General features: G+C 62.4%; 14 protein-coding genes. 6 read left to right on the forward strand and 8 right to left on the reverse strand.

Going from position 1 to position 16,852, the window contains the following annotated elements:
- Positions 1 to 951 carry an alpha-E domain-containing protein gene (locus A462_RS21220; RefSeq protein WP_003217078.1) on the forward strand — a complete coding sequence of 317 codons (951 nt, stop codon included), beginning with the start codon at positions 1 to 3 and terminating at the stop codon, positions 949 to 951.
- 172 nt (positions 952 to 1,123) lie between these two features.
- On the opposite strand, the gene msrA is transcribed toward A462_RS21220, so the two are convergent.
- The 3 genes from msrA to msrB all read right to left on the reverse strand — a co-directional run bounded on the left by msrA (position 1,124) and on the right by msrB (position 4,263).
- On the reverse strand, positions 1,124 to 1,819 hold the full coding sequence (msrA, locus tag A462_RS21215) for a peptide-methionine (S)-S-oxide reductase MsrA (protein WP_008433754.1): 696 nt from the start codon (positions 1,817 to 1,819) through the stop codon (positions 1,124 to 1,126).
- A gap of 144 nt (positions 1,820 to 1,963) precedes the next feature.
- Positions 1,964 to 3,721: a cytochrome c biogenesis protein DipZ gene (locus tag A462_RS21210; RefSeq protein ID WP_008433757.1), complete on the reverse strand. Its 1,758-nt coding sequence runs from the start codon at positions 3,719 to 3,721 to the stop codon at positions 1,964 to 1,966.
- A 29-nt stretch (positions 3,722 to 3,750) separates the two neighbouring features.
- The gene (msrB, locus tag A462_RS21205; RefSeq protein WP_008433759.1) at positions 3,751 to 4,263 is read right to left on the reverse strand and encodes a peptide-methionine (R)-S-oxide reductase MsrB; all 513 of its coding nucleotides are present in this window, start codon (positions 4,261 to 4,263) and stop codon (positions 3,751 to 3,753) included.
- Positions 4,264 to 4,564: 301 nt separating this feature from the next.
- Between msrB and A462_RS21200 the strand changes: the two genes are divergently transcribed.
- Positions 4,565 to 5,275, forward strand: coding sequence for a response regulator transcription factor (locus A462_RS21200; RefSeq protein WP_003217086.1), 711 nt, complete (start codon positions 4,565 to 4,567; stop codon positions 5,273 to 5,275).
- On the forward strand, positions 5,272 to 6,738 hold the full coding sequence (locus A462_RS21195; protein ID WP_008433761.1) for a sensor histidine kinase: 1,467 nt from the start codon (positions 5,272 to 5,274) through the stop codon (positions 6,736 to 6,738). Before A462_RS21200 ends, A462_RS21195 begins: the two co-directional genes overlap by 4 nt.
- Here A462_RS21195 and A462_RS21190 read toward each other — a convergent pair.
- Together A462_RS21190 and A462_RS21185 are read right to left on the reverse strand one after the other, a co-directional pair.
- A complete protein-coding gene (locus A462_RS21190; RefSeq protein ID WP_008433763.1) occupies positions 6,701 to 7,642 on the reverse strand; it encodes an alpha/beta fold hydrolase in 942 nt (313 codons plus the stop codon). The two genes, A462_RS21195 and A462_RS21190, sit on opposite strands and share 38 nt — an antisense overlap.
- The gene (locus tag A462_RS21185; protein ID WP_008433765.1) at positions 7,635 to 8,561 is read right to left on the reverse strand and encodes an AraC family transcriptional regulator; all 927 of its coding nucleotides are present in this window, start codon (positions 8,559 to 8,561) and stop codon (positions 7,635 to 7,637) included. Before A462_RS21185 ends, A462_RS21190 begins: the two co-directional genes overlap by 8 nt.
- Positions 8,562 to 8,657: 96 nt before the next feature.
- Here A462_RS21185 and A462_RS21180 point away from each other — a divergent pair, with 96 nt between their 5' ends.
- Together A462_RS21180 and A462_RS21175 are read left to right on the forward strand one after the other, a co-directional pair.
- The gene (locus A462_RS21180; protein ID WP_008433767.1) at positions 8,658 to 9,617 is read left to right on the forward strand and encodes an oxidoreductase; all 960 of its coding nucleotides are present in this window, start codon (positions 8,658 to 8,660) and stop codon (positions 9,615 to 9,617) included.
- A 58-nt stretch (positions 9,618 to 9,675) separates the two neighbouring features.
- Entirely contained in the window at positions 9,676 to 10,884 is a 1,209-nt protein-coding gene (locus A462_RS21175) for a serine hydrolase domain-containing protein (RefSeq protein ID WP_008433768.1), read from the forward strand.
- On the opposite strand, the gene A462_RS21170 is transcribed toward A462_RS21175, so the two are convergent.
- Positions 10,844 to 13,132: an ATP-dependent DNA helicase gene (locus tag A462_RS21170; RefSeq protein WP_008433769.1), complete on the reverse strand. Its 2,289-nt coding sequence runs from the start codon at positions 13,130 to 13,132 to the stop codon at positions 10,844 to 10,846. The two genes, A462_RS21175 and A462_RS21170, sit on opposite strands and share 41 nt — an antisense overlap.
- Positions 13,129 to 14,778: a VRR-NUC domain-containing protein gene (locus tag A462_RS21165; RefSeq protein ID WP_008433770.1), complete on the reverse strand. Its 1,650-nt coding sequence runs from the start codon at positions 14,776 to 14,778 to the stop codon at positions 13,129 to 13,131. The genes A462_RS21170 and A462_RS21165 overlap by 4 nt, the downstream gene beginning before the upstream one ends.
- A gap of 188 nt (positions 14,779 to 14,966) precedes the next feature.
- On the opposite strand from A462_RS21165, the gene A462_RS21160 reads away from it, so the two are divergent.
- Entirely contained in the window at positions 14,967 to 15,191 is a 225-nt protein-coding gene (locus tag A462_RS21160; protein WP_003217100.1) for a YgdI/YgdR family lipoprotein, read from the forward strand.
- A gap of 188 nt (positions 15,192 to 15,379) precedes the next feature.
- On the opposite strand, the gene A462_RS21155 is transcribed toward A462_RS21160, so the two are convergent.
- Positions 15,380 to 16,810, reverse strand: a complete 1,431-nt coding sequence (locus A462_RS21155) for a polyurethane esterase (RefSeq protein WP_008433771.1) — start codon at positions 16,808 to 16,810, stop codon at positions 15,380 to 15,382.
- Positions 16,811 to 16,852 lie beyond the last annotated feature (42 nt).

Below are 16,852 nucleotides of genomic sequence, written 5' to 3' on the forward strand. Positions count from 1 at the left end.
ATGCTGAGTAGAACCGCCGCAGATCTGTATTGGATGTCCCGTTACCTGGAGCGTGCCGAGAACCTGGCGCGCATGCTGGAAGTCAGTTATTCGCTGTCGTTGATGCCCCAGGCCGGGCGCAGTGACGGGCTGGACGAGTTGGCCATGTCGCTGCTCAGCAGCGGCACCCTGGACAGTTACCTTGAGCGCCATCAGCAACTGGACGCCGAGCGCATGCTGCACTTCTTCGCCCTCGACGAGGAAAACCCCGCCAGTATCTACAATTGCCTGCGGGCTGCACGGGGTAATGCCCATGCGGTACGGGGGCGGATCACGGCTGATATGTGGGAAAACCTCAACGCCACCTGGCTGGAGATGCGCAGTATTGCGGCCGGCGGGTTGGCGCGGCATGGCATCAGCCACTTTTGTGACTGGGTGAAGCAGCGCTCGCACCTGTTTCGTGGGGCGACGTCCGGGACGATCATGCGTAACGATGCGTATCGGTTTATTCGGCTGGGGACGTTTGTCGAGCGGGCGGATAACACGTTGCGGTTGCTGGACGCGCGGTATGAAATGTTTGGGGAAGAGTCCGAGGAAGTCAGCGACCTTTCGGCACGCGGGTATTACCAGTGGAGCGCGTTGTTGCGGGCGCTGTCGTCGTTTGAGGCGTATACCGAGCTGTACCCGAATGCGCTGAATGCGCGGTCGGTGTCGGAGTTGTTGCTGTTGCGCAGTGATGTGCCGCGCTCGTTGCATGCGTGTATCGAGGAGTTGAGCCATATCCTGGCGGACCTGCCGGGGAGTTATGGGCGTACGGCCCAGCGTTTGGCGGCGGAGTTTGAGGCGCGGCTGAGGTATACGGGGATTGATGAGATTCTGGAGGATGGGCTGCATAGCCGGTTGACGGATTTTATCGACACCGTGCGGGAGTTGGCGCGGGCGATTCATAGCTCCTACCTTGAAGTCGTCTGATAATCGTTCCCACGCTGATCGTTCCCACGCTCCGCGTGGGAATGAATCCGGTGACGCTCCGCGTCACGACTTCAAGAGCGGACGCAGAGCGCCCTGGCGGCATTCCCACGCAGAGCGTGGGAACGATCGTCCAGCGTGGGAACGATCGTCGAAAGTGGGAACGATCATAGGTCTACTGGTTTTTCACCAGTACCGGTTCTGCGCGGTACTGCTCAGGGAACAATTTTTTCAGCTGGGCCACCTTTGGCAGGTCGTTGATCACGATGTAGGGGTACGACGGGTTTTCGGTCAGGAAGTCCTGGTGATAGGACTCCGCCGGGTAGAAGGCTTTGCCCATCTCGATCTTGGTCACGATCGGCTTGTCGAAGGCTTTCGCGGCGTCGAGCTGGGCGATGTAGGCCTGGGCGACTTTTTGCTGTTCGGCGTTCTGGGCAAAGATCGCCGAGCGGTACTGGGTGCCGCTGTCCGGGCCCTGGCGGTTGAGTTCCGTGGGGTTGTGAGCGACCGAGAAGTAGATCTGCAGCAGCTTGCCGTAGCTGACCTTGCTTGGGTCGTAGGTCACGGCGACGGACTCGGCGTGGCCGGTATCGCCGCCGCTGACGCTTTCGTACTGCGCGGTGCTCGCCGCGCCGCCGTCATAGCCGGAGACGGCGTTTTTCACCCCTTGTACATGCTGGAACACACCCTGCACGCCCCAGAAGCAGCCGCCGGCGAAGACCGCGGTTTGCAGGTTGTTCGCGTCTGCCGGCAGGTCCATGGCCGGCGGCGCGATGGCCACGGCGTCGTCGGACGGGCCGAAGGAGAACGCCGAGCTGTGGCCGACAAAGGCGGCGAACGCCAGGGCCGGTAAGTACTTAAGCAGTTTCATCTCAGTCACTCCGAAACATCAGGATAAATGCGGTCAACTGTGGGAGCTGGCTTGCCTGCGATTGAGGTGGTGAATTCAACATCGCTATCGCAGGCAAGCCAGCTCCTACATGATCGGGTTAACCATGCCAAATTTCGCTATGGGTTAGCCGAAGGTGAAGGCATAGGCCGCCACTTGCGGGTCCAGGAACTCGATGGTGAAGGTCCGGTCCTTGACCGCGCCCGGCTGGCGCACCAGTTGATACAAACGTTGTTCGGTCACGGTGCCGCTGCCATCCGGTGCGACGTCGGTGCCGTGGGCATCCCCCGGCGCCTGGCCGTCGATGCTGACCTTGAAGCGCACCGGCTTGCCGTCGGCGCCCGGGCCCAGCACCAGGTGCAGGTCACGGGCGTGGAAGCGGTAGACGATCTTGCCGTTGGCCGCTGCGAGGGTGGCTTGCTGGCCGCCGACGTTCCATGGGCCTTCCAGGGTCCAGTTATTCAAGGCCAGGTTGCCGGCTGCCGGGTAGTTCACCACCTTGTCGGTGCCCAGGGTGCCGGTGGTCACGAAGTTCTCGGCGCGCTGGAAGCCCAGGTAGGTTTCCGGCGACTGCACTTCGTTCATGTCCGGTGCGGCCTGGATGCCCTTGGCATCGGCTTCGATCAAGCCGCCCGCCACCTTGGTAGCGCCCGCCTCACGCAGCAGTTGCTGGATCACTCGCTCGGACTCGGCGTAGTCACCCTCTCCAAAATGGTGATAGCGGATCTGGCCCTTGGCATCGGCAAAGTAATGCGCCGGCCAGTACTGGTTGTTGAAGGCGCGCCAGATCTTGTAGTTGTTGTCGATGGCCACCGGGTAAGTGATGCCCAGGTCCTTCATGGCCTTGGTGACGTTGTTCACGTCGCGTTCGAAGGCGAATTCCGGAGCGTGCACACCGATCACCACCAGGCCCTGGTCGCGGTATTTCTCGGCCCAGGCCTTGACGTACGGCAAGGTGCGCAGGCAGTTGATGCAGGAGTAGGTCCAGAAATCCACCAGCACCACCTTGCCTTTCAACGCCTCGGCAGTCAGTGGCTCGGAGTTGAGCCATTGCACGGCACCGTCCAGCGGCGGCAACTGGCCTTCCACTGGCAGCGTGTCACTGCGGTTGGCGGCCATCATCGCGCCGCCGGCCATCATCGCCCCGCTCTTCTGTTCAGGCTTGGCGCTGAGTTTCTCCACCAGGCTTTGTTCCAGGCCACCGGTTGACGCCGTCGACAGGCGCGCCAGGATCCCGGTGTCCAGGCCCAGGGCGATGGCCGCCACACCGGCCAACATCAGGGCGCCGAGACCACGACGCAGCCATTCACCAGCGCCCAGCGAACGCTTCATGAAACCGAAGACTTTACCGCCGACCAGCAGCGCCAAGGCCAGGGAGGTGGCAGCTCCTGCCGCGTAGGCCAGCAAGAGCAAGGTAGTGCCGATACTGGCGCCCTGCAGCGCGGCGCCCGTCAGCACCAGCCCGAGGATGGGCCCGGCGCACGGCGCCCACAGCAGCCCGGTGGCCACGCCGATCAGGAACGATGCGCCCGGACGCGGCCGCGAATCGGCCCCGGCGGCTTCCGACAGGCGACTGCCCGCGGCCACCAGCGGCCGGGTCAGGCGCTCGGACAGGCTTGGCAGCAGCAGCGTCAGCCCGAATAGCGCAACAAACAGCAACGCGAGCCAGCGACCGTACTGATTGACTTGCACCACCCAACCGCCGCCCACCGCCGCGAGCGAGGCGACCAGGGCGAAGGTCATCGCCATCCCCAGCAGCAGCGGCAAGCCACTGCGCAAAAACGGCTGCCCGGTGCGAGCGAAGACAAAAGGCAGAACCGGCAGGATGCAGGGACTGACAATCGTCAGCACGCCGCCCAGATATGCGAGAACCAAAAGCCACATGGGGTAGACCCTTATAGGAAGACATTGAATTAAGTCGCGGTGAACGTCATGGCTGCGCCGTTCATGCAGTAGCGCAGGCCGGTGGGTGCCGGGCCGTCATCGAACACGTGGCCCTGATGACCGCCGCAGCGGCGGCAGTGGATTTCCTTGCGTACCACGCCGAAGGAGGCGTCGACGTGGCTGGCCACGGCGTTTTCCAGGGGTTGCCAGAAGCTGGGCCAGCCGGTGTGGCTTTCGAATTTGGTGGCTGAGGCGTACAGGGGCAAAGCGCAACCGGCGCAGGCGAAGGTGCCGTTGCGGTGTTCACTGTTGAGGGCGCTGCTGTAGGGGCGTTCGGTGCCCTCCTCCCGCAGGATCGCGTACTGCTCGGCGGTCAGCAGGGTGCGCCATTCGGCGTCGGTGTGGCTGACTTCGAAATGTTCGGCGGCTTCGGCTTCGGCGATCAGGGCGGGACCGGCGTTGATTTTTTGCAGCAGGCCACCGGCGATTACCGCGAGGCCGAGGCCGCCGCCGGCGAGCAGGATCTGTCGACGTGAATACATGAGTTGCTCCTCACACAAGTGCGGATGGCTGGTGAAGCCCCTATGGCTGATAAACAAACTGTGGCGAGGGAGCTTGCTCCCGCTGGAGTGCGCAGCGCTCCCGGCTTTTTTGGGGCCGCTGCGCGACCCAGCGGGAGCAAGCTCCCTCGCCACAATGAGGGGGGCGTACTTTTGCCGTTGCGATGAGTAAGGTTAGGCCCGGGGTGGTCGCGGAATCCTCACGCAGAGTTAAACAATTCGTGATAACTACACTGTTGCAAAAGCCGCACAATGCGCGAATCAAGAAGACAGGTTTTTATCAATGGATCAGCCCAAACGTGTCCTGGTGGTCGAGGACGATGCCCATATTGCCGATTTGATCTGCCTGCACCTGCGGGACGAGCAGTTCGAGGTGGTTCACAGTGCCGATGGTGACGAAGGCCTGCGCCTGCTGGAGCAAGGCGGCTGGGATGCGTTGATCCTTGACCTGATGCTGCCCGGCGTCGACGGCCTGGAGATCTGCCGGCGGGCCCGGGCGATGACGCGCTACACGCCGATCATTATCACCAGTGCCCGCTCCAGCGAGTTGCATCGCATCCTCGGCCTGGAACTGGGGGCGGATGACTACCTGGCCAAGCCGTTTTCCATGCCGGAGCTGGTGGCGCGGGTCAAGGCGCTGCTGCGCCGGGTCGACGCCATGGCGCGCAACTTGAAGATGGACGCCGGCAGCCTCGACCTCGGCCAGTTGTTCATCAACCCGCTGACCCGTGACGCCACCCTGCAAGGCCAGCGGCTGGACCTCACGCCCCGGGAATTCGACCTGCTGTACTTTTTCGCCCGCCAACCGGGCAAGGTATTCTCGCGCATGGACCTGCTCAACGCCGTGTGGGGCTACAGCCACGAAGGTTACGAACACACCGTCAATACCCATATCAACCGCCTGCGGGCCAAGGTCGAGGCCGATCCGGCCAACCCGGCGCGCATCCTCACGGTGTGGGGCCGTGGCTACAAGTTTGCCGAGCAATCGGCATGAGGCTGACCCTTACCCAGCGCCTGTCCCTGGTGTTCGCGCTGTTGCTGCTGATTTGCAGCGGCACGTCGGCCTGGCTGCAAGTGCGCTCCAACCACATGCATGAACTGGAAGTGGTGCAAGGCCTGTCCCGCGACCTCGCCGCGCACATCGCCCGGGATACGCAGTTGATGGACGCCGACGGTCTCAAGCCGGACGCGGTGCGCAACCTGTTCAGCCAGTTGATGCTGGTAAACCCGAGTGTCGAGGTGTACCTGCTGGACATTAACGGGCGTGTGGTCGGCAACGCTGCGCCCAGCGGCCACCTGCGCCGCGACCAAGTCAACCTGGAGCCGGTGCGCCGTTTCCTCAGCGGCGCGATGCTGCCGATCCTCGGCGACGACCCACGCAGCGTCGACGGCCTCAAGGTGTTCAGCGCCGCGCCGCTGCGGGTCAACGGCCAGCAGGCCGGCTACCTGTATGTGGTGCTGCTGGGCGAAGCCCATGATGTGTTCGACGCCCGGGATGCCACCGGCATGGCACTGAACATTGCCCTGTGGTCCATCGCCCTGGTGGCATTGTTGTGCTTGCTCGCGGGTTTGACCGCGTTCGCCTGGATCACCCGGCCCTTGCGGCAACTGACCGAGAAGGTCGGCCAGTTCGACATCAACGGCGCACCGAAAGTCCCGCAGGCCGTGGCGCCCGAGGTTGCCAGCCAGGATGAAATCGCCGTGCTCGACCACGCCTTCGTGCAGATGGAGAACCGCCTGGGTGAACAGTGGCGCGCCATCACCCACCAAGAGCAGGAACGCCGGGAGATGGTCGCGAATATTTCCCATGACCTGCGCACACCGTTGGCCTCCTTGCATGGCTACCTGGAAACCCTGTCCCTGAAAGACGCCAGCCTGACCCCGCAGGAACGCCGGCGTTACCTGGGCATCGCCCTCGACCAGAGCCGCAAGGTCGGCGGGCTGGCCCAGTCGCTGCTGGAACTGGTACGCCTGGAACACGGGTTTGTACAGCCGGTCATCGAAGGCTTTTCAATACCCGACCTGGTGCAGGACATTTTCCAGAAGTTCGAACTGACCGCGGAAGCCCGGGCGATCACCCTCACCGCCAGCCTGCCGCCGGTGGTGCCAACCGTATTGGCCGACTTGGGCCTGATCGAACGGGTACTCACCAACCTGCTGGATAACGCCCTGCGCCATACACCGCCCAATGGCGAAGTTGAAGTGACCCTGGCCCCCAAGTCCGGTTTTGTTGAAGTCACGGTAAGCGACAGCGGCCCCGGGATTTCGGCGGATCTGCGCGAAGGTCTGTTCCTGCGCGCCTTCACCATTGGCGGGGCTCGACGCGATGGCGGCCTGGGCTTGCGCATCGTGCACCGGATCCTGCAACTGCACGGTCAGGAAATCCGCCTGATCGATGTGCCAGGACGCGGCGCGACGTTCACGTTCGCCCTAGAAACCCGAGCAGCAGTTCGTTGACCTTGGGCCCCTGTTCGTTCTGAATCCAGTGGCCGCAGTTGGCCAGGACGCTTTGTTGCAGGTTCGGCACGATGTCGGGCATGCGCTTGAGGGTGTGGGCTTCGAACACGCCGACCGGGTCGCGGTCGCCGATCAGGAACAGCGTCGGTTGCAGCACCTGCCTGCCGGCGAGGAACTCGGTACGCTGCCAGTTGCGTTCGAAGTTGCGGTACCAGTTCAACGGGCCGCGAAAGCCGTCATTGGCGAAGGTCTGAACATACACGTCGAGGTCCTGCTGGCTGCACCAGGCCGGGAGCGTACCGGGCAGCGGCACACCTTCCAGCAGCTTCGCGCTGGCGGGTTTCTTCTGCAGGAAAACGTCCTGGTCCTGCATGAACAGCCGTAATGTCCGCTCGATATCGGCATCCAGTTCCTTTTCAGCCACACCCGGGGCCTGGAAGTACAGGATGTAATTGAAGCGATCGGCGTACAGCTCGCGCATAATCTCGATCACCGGCCTGCGGGAGCGTCCGGCGAACGGTACCGACATCGTCACCAACTGGCTGACGCGCTCTGGCTCGAGCAACGCCAGGTGCCAGGCCACCACGGCGCCCCAGTCATGGCCAATCATGACGACCCGGCGATGCCCGAACAGGTCCATGGCGCCCTTGATATCGGCGCACAGGGTCAGCAGGTCATAGTCGGCCACTTCCGGCGGCGCGCTGGATTGTCCATAGCCGCGCATTTCCGGGACAAACACCCGATAACCCTGGGCCACCAGCGCCGGAATCTGCTCGCGCCAGGAGTGCCAGCACTCGGGAAACCCATGCAGCAACCACACCGGCGGGCCGCTCTCGGGGCCGGCGATGTGCACGTTCAACTCAATGCCGTTGACCTTGACCTTCTGCTGCTGGGTTTCACTCATCACTGGGTTCCTTGTGTGGGGTTCGCTCGCGGTATTCCCGGGGAGAACAAGCCATCACGCGCTTGAAAGCATTGCTGAAAGCGCTGTCTGACTGATAACCCAGGGACTGGCCGATCGTGGACACGCTGTTGTCGCTGGCTTTCAAGGCCTGTACCGCCAGGTGCATACGCCAGCGGGTCAGGTATTCCTGCGGTGCCAGCCCTACCCGTTGCTTGAAGTGCAAGGCGAAGGTGGAGCGGGATTGACTCGCCACGCCGGCCATTTCACTCAATGTCCAGCGCCGGGCGGGTGCTGCGTGAATTTCCCGCAGCACCGGGGCCAGCCTTGGATCCGCCAAGGCTCCCAGCCAGCCGGTGGTATGGGTGCCCATGGAAGATTGATAGAGCCGCAGGATTTGCACCAGCATCATTTGCGCCAAATGCTCGGTCATCAGCGCCGCGCCTTGTAACGGGCTGGCGTATTCCCGGGCCAGGCGATCCAGGCACCAACGCAACACGGCGGCCTGTTCGGAGTTGGCACTCACCCGCAACACCGGCGGCAGGCTATCCAGCAACAGTCGGGCGTCGTCCCCGTAGATAAATCGTCCGCCGATCAAGAACAGATCCACCGTGGCACCCACCGTGGCGATGCCTCCCACCGCATCGGCATACACCTCACGTGCATCGAGTCCTTCAGGGCACAGATTGCTGGACAGCCTCCACGGGCGTGCCTGGGTCAACAGGAAACAATCTCCCTCATACAAGCGTATCGGTACTGCCAGCCCTTCCACTTCCAGCCAGCAACTACCCTCCACCACCGCGTTGAACTTGATGCCATCCGGCGCCGCAAAGTCAATGGCCCAGGTGCCGCCAGCCTTCAGGCCGGCGAAGGTCGAGCGATGGCTTTTTAACAGTGCCAGCACATCGGAAAGGGTATCCATAAAGCTCCGGACGATCGCGACAGAAACACGGACTCTAGGGCATTCCGCGTCCGGGCTCCAGCGAGAGACTCTAGGCCTCCCATAAGGAGATCTTTCATGGCTGACAAACAAACCCCAATTGGCAGCGGCTTCGATGCCGGCACTACCGCCCAGCAAGCCTTGGCGGGCAGCGATTTGCGAGGCAAGACGGTGATTGTCACCGGTGGCTACTCCGGCATTGGCCTGGAAACGGTTCGCGTGTTGGTCGACGCGGGTGCGCAGGTGATCGTTCCCGCGCGGGATCCTGAAAAGGCCGAACGCAACCTCTCGGGCATCATCGGTGTTGAACACGCCAGCCTGGATTTACTCGACCCGATTTCCATCGACCGTTTTGCCGAAAACTTCCTCGCCAGCGACCGGGCATTGAACCTTCTGATCAATAGCGCCGGAATCATGGCCACACCACTGCAACGGGATACGCGAGGTTTCGAAGTGCAGTTCGCCACCAACCACCTGGGCCACTTCCAGCTAACCGCGCGGTTGTGGCCGGCGCTGCGTGAGGCTAATGGCGCGCGAGTGGTTTCGGTATCATCCCTCGGCCATCGTCTCAGCCCTGTGCATTTCGATGACCCGCAATTTGAACACCGCCCCTATGACAAGTGGCTCGCCTACGGCCAATCAAAAACCGCCAACGCACTGTTCGCGGTAGCACTGGACCGACGAGGTAAAGCGGAGGGTGTGCGCGCATTTTCCGTGCACCCGGGGGAAATCCTCACCGACTTGATCCGTTATCTGGACAAGGACGACCTGGCATTCGTCGGCGCACTGGATGAGCACGGCAATATCCGCCGCGCCAGTCACTACAAGAGCCCCGAGCAAGGCGCCGCGACCTCGGTGTGGTGCGCTGTCAGCCCGCAACTGGAGGGCATGGGCGGACTCTACTGCGAAGATTGCGATGTGGCCGCTTGGTCGCAGGATGACACCAGCCGTAACGGCGTATGGCCCTGGGCTGTCGACCCGGAGCAGGCCGAACGCTTATGGGCAGTGAGTCAGCAGTTGTGCAATGTCACGTTGTAGTCCGGGACCCCAGCGTTCATATTTGGCAGTCATGCACTGCCAATGAGCGACCTGAACCATGCAGCCTCCTGCCAGATACCTCGTGCCCCTTGCCGCCTCCCTTTGCGCCACCCTCGCCTGCGCCGACAGCCACGACCCACTGCTCGCCAAGCGCGTGGATGCGGTGGTCGACAGCGCCATTGCCGACAATCGCCTGGTGGGCACCGTGGTGATGGTGCTGCGGGACGGGCAGCTGGTTTATCACCGTGCTGCCGGCTTGGCGGACCGCGAAGACGGGCGCCCGATGACAGAGGACACGATCTTTCGCCTGGCATCGGTGACCAAACCGCTGGTATCCGCTGCCGCGATGCACCTGGTGGAACAAGGTCGCTTGGGCCTGGACGATCCGGTCAGCCGCTGGCTGCCCGACTTCAATCCCAAGCTGGCGGATGGCACCATCCCGGTGATCACCGTCAGCCAGTTGCTCAACCACACCGCCGGCCTCAGCTACGGATTTCTGGAAAGCCCGCAGGGACCCTACCGCACCGCCGGGGTTTCCGATGGTTTGGGCGAGCCGGAAATCAGCTTTGCCGAGAACCTGAAGCGCATCGCCAGCGTGCCCTTGAGTTACCCGCCGGGTACCCGCTGGCAGTATTCGATGGCCACCGATGTGCTGGGTGCGGTGCTGGAAAAGGCGTCCGGCCAGAGCCTGCCGGCATTGCTCCGCGACTCGGTGACCGAACCACTGGGGCTAAGCGATACCGGGTTTTCCGTGACGGATATAAAACGCCTGTCCGCCGCCTATCAGGATGGCTCGCCACAGCCGTTGCGCATGGTCGACAAGGCCACGATCACCTCGGGCAACAGCACCGCGCTGTTTGATGTGCGGCGGATTCTCGATCCCCAGTCCTACCCTTCCGGCGGCGCAGGCATGGCCGGGACGGCAGGTGATATTGCGCGGTTCCTGGAAACCATTCGCCGGGGCGGCGCTCCGATCCTGTCGGCACACAGCGTGCAGTTGATGGTCACCGATTCGGTCGGCGCCAAGGCGCAAACCCAGGACCCGGGCTGGGGGTTCGGTTATGGCTGGGCGGTGCTGGATGACCCGGCGTTGACAGGCACACCGCAATCCCGGGGCACCTTTGAATGGGGCGGCGCCTACGGTCACAGCTGGTTTGTCGACCCGCAGCAGAAGCTTACGGTGGTGGCACTGACCAATACGGCTTACGAAGGCATGTCCGGCCAGTTCACCCACCAGTTGCGGGATGCGGTGTATCCGCCGCAGTGATCGACCACCAGCGCGGTAATAACTGCCGCACCCGCGCTTCGCCAAACCGGTCATCAATCAGCATTACCACCCCTCGGTCCTGCTGGCTGCGGATCACCCGGCCCGCGGCTTGCACCACCTTCTGGATGCCCGGATAAAGGTAGGTGTAGTCATAACCGGCGCCGAAAATCGCGCCCATCCGCAGCTTGAGCTGCTCGTTCACCGGGTTGAGTTGCGCCAGGCCCAGGGTGGCGATAAACGCGCCGATCAGCCGGGTGCCCGGCAGGTCGATGCCTTCGCCGAATGCGCCGCCAAGCACGGCAAACCCGATGCCCTGACTGTGCTGGGTGAACTGGTCGAGAAATGCCTGGCGTTCAGCCTCGGCCATGCCCCGTGACTGCTGCCACAGCGGGATGCGCGGGTGCCGCTCGGCAAGCAAATGCGCCACTTGCTGCAGATAATCAAAACTGCTGAAAAACGCCAGGTAGTTGCCCGGCGCCTGGGCAAACTGCGCTGCAATCAGCTCGACGATGGGCTCCAGGGACGCCTGGCGATGCACAAACCGGGTGGAGATCCGGTCGACGATATGCACCCGCAGCTGCTCGGCCTTGAACGGTGATTCCACATCCACCCAGGCCGTGTCGGGCGGCATTCCCAGCAAGTCCGCGTAGTAGTGCCGCGGGCTCAGTGTTGCGGAAAACAACACGCTGCTGCGGGCCGCTGTCAGCCGGGGCCGAATGAATTCGGCGGGCACCACGTTGCGCAGGCACAGGTTTGATGAACTGCGCTTGCCGCTGAGTTCGCGTTTGCTGATGTCGAAAATGAAGTGTTCGTTGAACAGCTCGGCGACCTTGGCAAACTGCAACGCCTCGAAGTAGAAGGCTTGCAGTTCGCCATTGAGTGCTTCGGGATGGTCGTTGAAATATTCACCCATGGCGCTGGTGCACAGACTCAGCGCCTGCAGCAGTTTGTCGGGTTTCTGGGCGTAGGCCTGATAAGGCGCCACTTGCTCCTTGTGCAGGGCATTCCACTCACGGTTCAGGCGCTGGAGCGGCTTTTTCAGCGGCTCGGGTGCGATCTCGCGCAGGGTCTTGAGCGTGTACTGGTCGAGGACCGCGCTGTACATCGAGCGGCCACGCTCCACCAGGTTGTGGGCTTCGTCCACCAGCACCGCGACGCGCCACTGGTTGAGCTGGGCCAGGCCGAACAGCATGGCGCCGAAGTCGAAGTAATAGTTGTAGTCGGCGACCACCACGTCGGCCCAGCGTGCCAATTCCTGGCTCAGGTAATAGGGGCAGACGTCATGGGCCAAGGCGACTTCCCGCAGGTTGCGCTGGTCCAGCAGGCGCACGCGGGAAGCAGCTTCGCGTGCCGCCGGCAAGCGGTCATAAAAACCCTTCGCCAGTGGGCAGGAGTCGCCGTGGCAGGCTTTGTCCAGGTGTTCGCAGGCCTTGTCCCGCGCCACCAGCTCCAGCACCCGCAATGGCAGATCGGGGCTGCTGTCATACAGCACCTGCGCCGCATCCAGCGCGAGTTTGCGGCCCGGGGTCTTGGCGGTCAGGAAGAACACCTTGTCCAGCTGTTGTGGCGCCATGGCCTTGAGCATCGGGAAAATCGTGCCGACGGTCTTGCCAATCCCGGTAGGCGCCTGGGCCATCAGGCAGCGGCCGGTGCTGACCGCCTTGTAGACCGTTTCCGCCAGGGCGCGCTGGCCCGGGCGAAACGCCGCATGGGGAAAGCCCAGGGCAACCGCTGCGGCATTGCGGGCTTCGCGCTGGTGCATTTCCTGTTCGGCCCAGCCGAGGAACAGGGTGCATTGCTGCACGAAGAATGCCTGCAGGTCATCAGCCTGAAACCGTTGGCTGAGCAGCGTCTCTTGCTCGCCGACAATGTCGAAGTACACCAGCGCCAGGACAATCTCCGACAACCCGAGCTTCTGACACATCAACCAGCCGTAGACCTTGACCTGGGCCCAGTGCAGTTGCCGGTGGTTGGCCGGTTGTTTGTCCAGGTCGCCGCGATAGGTTTTCACCTCTTCCAGCTGGTTGCGGTCCGGGTCGTAGCCATCCGCCCTGCCCCGGACTTTCAACTGCTGGTATTCGCCCTCCAGCGCGACTTCATTCTGGTAATGGGCGCTGCGCCGCGAGGCCACGGTGCGGTGGCCGGCAATCCCTTCCTGGGCACTGGGAGACGGGGTAAAGCGCAGGTCGAGGTCGCCGACCTTGGCGGTGAATTCACATAACGCACGCACCGCAACGCTGTAGCTCAAGCGGCCTGCCCCGCCCAGCGCACATAACACACAGTGACGGGCATCTGGTGTTCGCCGCAGAACTCCAGCCAGCGCAGCTGGTTGTCCTGCAGGCGATCACCGGGGCCTTTGACTTCGATCATGCGGTAGGTTTTTTCTTCGGGCCAGAACTGGATCAGGTCGGGCATGCCGGCGCGGTTGGCGCGGATATCCAGCAGCAGGCGTTCGAACCAGTGGCGCAGGTGCGCCGCTGGCAGGCAGTCGAGGGCCTGGTCGAGCAGTTCTTCGCTGAGCACGTTCCAGAACACGAAGGGTGACTGGATGCCCCATTTGTCTACATAACGCTGGCGAATGGTGTGCTTGTAGCGCTCACCGTCCAGTTGGCCCAGGCACTCGGCGAACAGCTCGGCACGCCGCAGATGAAAATCCTCGCTGTGCAGGTCTACCGGCCCGCGCTGGAACGGGTGGAAAAACGACCCCGGCAACGGCGCGAAAATCGCCGGCCAGCACAGCAGGCCAAACAGCGAATTGATCAGGCTGTTCTCGACGTAATGCACGGGTGCACCATGGTCACTGAGGTGCGCCTGTACGCAATACTCCACCGACATCATCGGTTCCGGAGCCGGCAGTTCGAGGTCCAGGCGCACGATCTCGCGGGGTTTTGCCCTGGGCAGCGCCGGCTCGCCGAGCTTGCGTCGCAGCCTGGGTATCACGCGCAGCAAGTGCTGCTGTTCGGCAGCGCTTTCCGGGGCCTGTTGCGCCTCACGGGCCAGCCCCATCGCCTGGGCAAAATCCTCCTGGCGCTCCAGCACCCGGATCAGCCGCGCCCGTGCGCCGGGATAGGTGCAGCCCCGGTAGATAGCTTCCGCCAGGGCCAACTCGGCGCTGCGCTCACAATACTGGCCCACCTGGAACAACAGCTTGGCCCGACGTTTCTCCAGCCAGGGGTTGTCGGTGTGCAAGGTAGCGATTTGTTCCAGCACGCCATCGAGTGCCTCGCCCGCTTCAAAGGCCTGCTGGCACTGATGCAGGAACAGGAAGCCGTGCACATCGTCACGGCTGCGCAAACCGCGGGATTCGGCGCAGAATTCGACTTTCTCGTAGGTAAAGATGCCCAGGTCCGCCAGCACAAATTCCGACCAGTCCTGATAGAGATTACCGAAGAACATCAGGCGCAGGCGGTCGCACAGTTCCATCACGGTGAGGCTGTAAAGCTGATCGGCCAGGTCCGGGCACCAGTGCTGGAAGTGACGCAGTTCACAAAACTGCATTGACAGCGTTTCCAGCCAGTCAGCCTTCCTGGCCTTGGGTTGCTCGATCCAGGGTTTGAACGCCGCCAGGATTTCCGCTTTCTGCAACAGGCCGAACAGCTCGCCGAACGACAACAGGCATTGGTCCGTCACCCAACCCTGTTCCAGCAAAGGCACGACCGCCTCGTGCACCGCGCCGATCTCGACATAGTTGAGCTTGGCCGCCCGGAAATGCGCGCCCTTGCGCATCACCATGCGTACCAGTAACGCCTGGGATGCCTGCGGTAAGCTGTCAAATTGCTGAATGAAATGCTCTTCGTCCGGGGCCAGCAAATCGGCATAACGCTGCCCCAGCCAGGCGAGCACTTGGCGGAAGTTATGCAGGTAATAGAGCGGATCTTCTAGGGGATTGGACATGTCAGGCACTGGATCAACCACTGTTTATGCATACAGAGTGCCGTCCCTGACCGACTGTTGCAATCAGTAATAGATCAAAGGCACACGCAACTTTTTGCGTAATAATGATCAGATGGCTGTCAGCCACATTAAATGAGTCTCCCCCGACCGCTCAGGTGCGGGGTTTTCGAAGGATCAGGGTAAGGGTTATGAGCATGAAGAATTTGGGTCTGGCGGTGGGTATGTTGACGTTGCTGGTATTGGCCGGTTGCTCCACGCAGACGGTGGTGACGTTGCAGAACGGCACTCAATACCTGACCAAGGACGTGCCCAACGCGAAAACCGCCGATGGCTTCTACGAATTCACCGATATCGCCGGCAAGCATATTCGCGTCAAGGCCGATGACGTCGCGACCGTGATGAAGGAGAAATAAAAAGTGGGAGCCCGTCGGCTCCCACTTTTCTTTGCCATGATCGTTCCCACGTTCTACGTGGGAATGCATCCCGTGACGCTCCGCGTCACCACTGCGCAAGACGTGAACCGTGGGTTGGCAGTTGGACGCAGAGCGTCCGGGGCGGCGTTCCCACGCAGAGCGTGGGAACGATGAATCCGTGGCGCTACTTAGCCGATGGAAACCCCATCGCCCCAAACCCCGGCGAGCCCAACGCCAACCAGCGTCACCGAGTCCGCGCCAAAACTCAGCACGGTATCGCCCCCCACCACCTTGGCGTGGTCACGCCAGTCCGCACTGCCCTCCACGTCCCGGAACACCAGCTTGTCGGTCGGCTGATAACCAATCACCCGGTCCTGCCCAAACTGCCCGCCGAACAGAAAGGTGTTATGCCCGCTGTTGTCGCGAATAGTGTCATTGCCCTTGCCGCCCTCGATGAAATCCACGCCCTTGCCACCCTGGATCAAGTCATCGCCATCACTGCCGATGATGAACGTGTTGCCCTTGTGCGGCTCGGCATTGCGGTTGAGGTCCTGCACCCAGGTATTGGCCCGGGCCGGGTCCGACAGGTTGGCCACGATAATCGTCGAGTCCCGGCTGGTCAGGTCGTAGAACTGCGAGTCCAGGACCCGCGTCATGCCATCCCCATACCCGGTGGGCAAATGAGAAAGCCAGGTGGGAACATTGACGATGGAAAACGGCAGGACATTCCACAGCGTCGACGCGTAGTGATCGTTGAAGCTGACGATATTGTCCGTGGTCGACTCATGGGGCTTGTCGTGCACGCCCAGTGAGGAGAAGTTGAACGACGAGCCGTCCAGCGCGCGAAACACCGGGTCGTTTTCATAACCGATGTTCAGCACCTTGTCGCCGGCACTCTGGGTTGGCGAGGCATAAGCCACATAGTTGGAGTCCTTGTAGAACCCCGACCATTTATTGCCGCTCAGATCGGCCATGCTGTTGACCGCCAGGCCACCCAGGCTATGACCGCTGACCACCACGTCCTTGCCCGTCAGGCCATGACTGCCGGCATACGCCGCGACATCCTTGAGCAAGGTGCCAAAGGCTTCGCCGGCGTAGTTTTTCGCGTAGTCCTTGGGCCCCAGCGCCGCCAGCAGGTCACTGACCAGATCGCCGATGGAGTCGCTGATCAAGGTTTCCCGAGGCCCCGAAGTCCCGCGAAAACCAATGCCGATTTCCAGCAGCTTGCCGTCGCCATCGTACTTGCCCAGCACTTCCACCTGCGCGGTGGTGTAGCCGGGCTTTTCACCGAAGAACGTGCCCCGGGCGTCCACCTTGCCGCCGTAGCCCAGGGTACTGGCGCTGATGGGCGTCCAGCCGGCCTTGTTGACCGCCTCGAGGGCGGCTTTTTCCGAATCCGGGTTCCAGGGAATCCCTGGAATAACCCCCTGTGAATCGGTGCTGCCCAGCAGCGCCCCCACCAGAGTGGCGGGCAGCCCCAGGCCAAAACCGTTGTGCTGGTAACCCACGGCAAAGCCGTTGTCCAGATTGTGATAGGAGTACAGCGTGATCGCCATGGCATCGGCGAACAACGCTTTGGAGCCCTCGGTGCCGAGGTTTTTATAGTCGAAAACACCCATGGTATTGCCTCTCTTTTGTTGGAATTGTCGAGAAAGCCGAAT

The organism is Pseudomonas sp. Ag1 (assembly GCF_000278565.1).
GTDB lineage: Bacteria > Pseudomonadota > Gammaproteobacteria > Pseudomonadales > Pseudomonadaceae > Aquipseudomonas.

Coding starts and splice junctions, on each gene's coding strand:
- A462_RS21155 (WP_008433771.1), bottom strand. CDS start 16,810: ATGGGTGTTTTCGACTATAAAAACCTCGGCACCGAGGGCTCCAAAGCG.
- A462_RS21200 (WP_003217086.1), top strand. CDS start 4,565: ATGGATCAGCCCAAACGTGTCCTGGTGGTCGAGGACGATGCCCATATT.
- A462_RS21195 (WP_008433761.1), top strand. CDS start 5,272: ATGAGGCTGACCCTTACCCAGCGCCTGTCCCTGGTGTTCGCGCTGTTG.
- A462_RS21185 (WP_008433765.1), bottom strand. CDS start 8,561: ATGGATACCCTTTCCGATGTGCTGGCACTGTTAAAAAGCCATCGCTCG.
- A462_RS21220 (WP_003217078.1), top strand. CDS start 1: ATGCTGAGTAGAACCGCCGCAGATCTGTATTGGATGTCCCGTTACCTG.
- A462_RS21180 (WP_008433767.1), top strand. CDS start 8,658: ATGGCTGACAAACAAACCCCAATTGGCAGCGGCTTCGATGCCGGCACT.
- A462_RS21190 (WP_008433763.1), bottom strand. CDS start 7,642: ATGAGTGAAACCCAGCAGCAGAAGGTCAAGGTCAACGGCATTGAGTTG.
- msrA (WP_008433754.1), bottom strand. CDS start 1,819: ATGAAACTGCTTAAGTACTTACCGGCCCTGGCGTTCGCCGCCTTTGTC.
- msrB (WP_008433759.1), bottom strand. CDS start 4,263: ATGTATTCACGTCGACAGATCCTGCTCGCCGGCGGCGGCCTCGGCCTC.
- A462_RS21165 (WP_008433770.1), bottom strand. CDS start 14,778: ATGTCCAATCCCCTAGAAGATCCGCTCTATTACCTGCATAACTTCCGC.
- A462_RS21210 (WP_008433757.1), bottom strand. CDS start 3,721: ATGTGGCTTTTGGTTCTCGCATATCTGGGCGGCGTGCTGACGATTGTC.
- A462_RS21175 (WP_008433768.1), top strand. CDS start 9,676: ATGCAGCCTCCTGCCAGATACCTCGTGCCCCTTGCCGCCTCCCTTTGC.
- A462_RS21160 (WP_003217100.1), top strand. CDS start 14,967: ATGAGCATGAAGAATTTGGGTCTGGCGGTGGGTATGTTGACGTTGCTG.